Origin of the sequence: Streptosporangium sp. NPDC006013 (genome assembly GCF_040614275.1) — a bacterium.
Taxonomy (GTDB): Bacteria; Actinomycetota; Actinomycetes; order Streptosporangiales; family Streptosporangiaceae; genus Streptosporangium.
Genome location: NZ_JBEXUE010000862.1, coordinates 1 through 2,071, shown reverse-complemented (window position 1 = coordinate 2,071; position 2,071 = coordinate 1). Strand labels below are relative to the sequence as shown.

General features: G+C 72.6%; 2 protein-coding genes. Both read right to left on the bottom strand.

Annotated features, from left to right (window positions below; all coding sequences use genetic code 11):
- Nucleotides 1-92: 92 nt before the first annotated feature.
- Complete coding sequence (locus ABZ260_RS50415; protein WP_350913371.1) at nt 93-554, bottom strand: hypothetical protein; 462 nt, start codon at nt 552-554, stop codon at nt 93-95.
- Nucleotides 555-628: 74 nt separating this feature from the next.
- A complete protein-coding gene (locus ABZ260_RS50410; protein WP_355632913.1) occupies nt 629-1,927 on the bottom strand; it encodes a hypothetical protein in 1,299 nt (432 codons plus the stop codon).
- Nucleotides 1,928-2,071: the final 144 nt, after the last annotated feature.

Below are 2,071 nucleotides of genomic sequence, written 5' to 3'. Positions count from 1 at the left end.
GTGTCCTTGAGGACGTTCGCCTCCTCCATCTCCAGCCAGAGGTCGTTGCCCTCACAGGCCTTTCGCGTGTCCGGGCACCCTCGGACCCCGGCTCAGACGCCGAAGCTCCTGCGGGTCTCCTCAAGCGCCTGCTCCGCGAGAGCGCGCAGCCCGGCGTCGTCCGGGTCAAGACCCGCGTCGAAGACGAACTCCCAGACCAACCGGTCGGCGTCGGCCCTCCTCGCCACCAGCCGCACTCCCCCTCGCGCGTCCAGCGGGACGTAGTGGTTGACCACGATCGAGGCGGTCACCCGCTCCCGCACGGCCTCGGGGATCCGGCCGGGCTCGGGCAGCAGCGCCCGGTACGACCGCCCATCGGTGGTGACGACGGTCAGTCCCTCCTCGTCCCAGGCGCCGCGGTCCACCTGGAACCAGGGCAGGCGCTCGCCGCCCAGGTAAAGTGCCCTGTCCGCGGCGATCACGTAACCGCCCGGGCCCTCGGCATAGGTGAGCACCCGGTCACCGGGATCGATGGCCCCGCGGATCTCGGCGGGCAGGCGACGGAAGAGCTTCATCTGAATCCTCACAGCGTGGAGAGGCGCGGCACGGCCCCGCATGGTCCGGTGTCGTGTCCGGCGATGGCCGTACCTCAACACTCCACGGTATCCGCGAGCAGGTCGAGGGTGAGCGCGGCCGACCAGGAGAAGTCCCGGCTGCCTCGTCCGCTGCCGTCGAAGGGGTCGAAGCACTCGCGGAAACCCGCCTGCCGTACGAGGCGCAGGGTCTGCGAGCCCAGCACCCGCACCAGCCCCACCAGGCCGTGCACCTCCGCCGCCCGACGCAGCAGCCAGTTGGTGTTCACCCAGGACGGCCCGCGCCAGTAGCAGGACCGGTCGAACTGCGGAGCGCGGATCTCACAGCTCGGCACCGGGTACCCCGCGGCTCCCATGAAGCTCGCCGACTCCAACGTCCCCACCAGCTCCGCGATCCTGTCGGCCGGCAGTCCCTGGTCGAGCAACGGCCCGAAGGAGCCGACCGTGCGGATGGAACTGAGCCGCCCCGCGCGCAGGTCACGGACGCGGAAGACGCCGTCGGCCCAGAGCCGGTCCAGCAGCGCGGCGCGGATCCGCTCCACCGCCTCCCGGTGCGGACCCGCGTCCGCTCCGGCCACCGGTGCCAGCTCGACGAGCGCCTGGCAGGAGGCGAGCCAGATCCCGTTGAACATCGGGTCCTCGACCGCGAACGGGTGCTCGTCTCTCAGGTAGGCCGGGTCGTAGCCGGAGTCCCGGTAGCCCAGGACCAGCGCCATGTAGCGGTCGTGGTGGCTGTCGGGATGCCACGGGGAGGGCTCCTCGCGCCGGTAGGCGTGACGGACCGGGGGCAGCGCCTCCAGCGGGGCGTCCCAGACGGGGCTGTCGTCCATCCCCGACTCCCATGGATGCACGATCGCGGCCAGCCCTCCCCCGCCCAGGTCCCTGGACGTGGCGAGGTAGTCGTGCTGGGCGACCAGCATCGGATAGATCCGCCGTACGAGGGCCACGGCCGTGTCGCGGTCGGCCGCGTGCCGCCACACCCACCACAGGGCCAGCGCCTGCAGCGGCGGCTGGGTCAGCCCGGAGGTGCACACGCCGTGGGGAGCGGCCCGGTGCTCCGTCGAGCGCCAGACGGCCGGGCCGGGGAAGTAGACCTCCTCGCGGGCGGGCTGGAAGACGATGTGCGGCACCATCCCGGTGTGCCACTGCCCCGCCAGCAGACTGAGCAGTTCGGTCCCGGCCCTGCGGGTGTCCCAGCGGGCCAGGCCGATCGCGACGAAGGTGGAGTCCCAGTTCCACTGGTGCGGATAGAGGCCCGGCGCGGGCACGGTCGCGGCACCCGTCGAGTTCGCGTCGAGCACGGACCAGGCCTCGCGCCCGAGCGCGGCATCGTCGACCGCCGCTCGCGACTCCATCCGCCCAGTCTGCGCCTGTATCGGCCGGGAGAACAGCCCGCCTTTCCGGACGCGGGAAAAAGGGCCCCGAAACGGCGCGGGTGACCGCGGCGGCCGTCGCCCTGTCGACGGCCGCCGCCCTGGCCCAGCCCGCCGCGCTGGCCA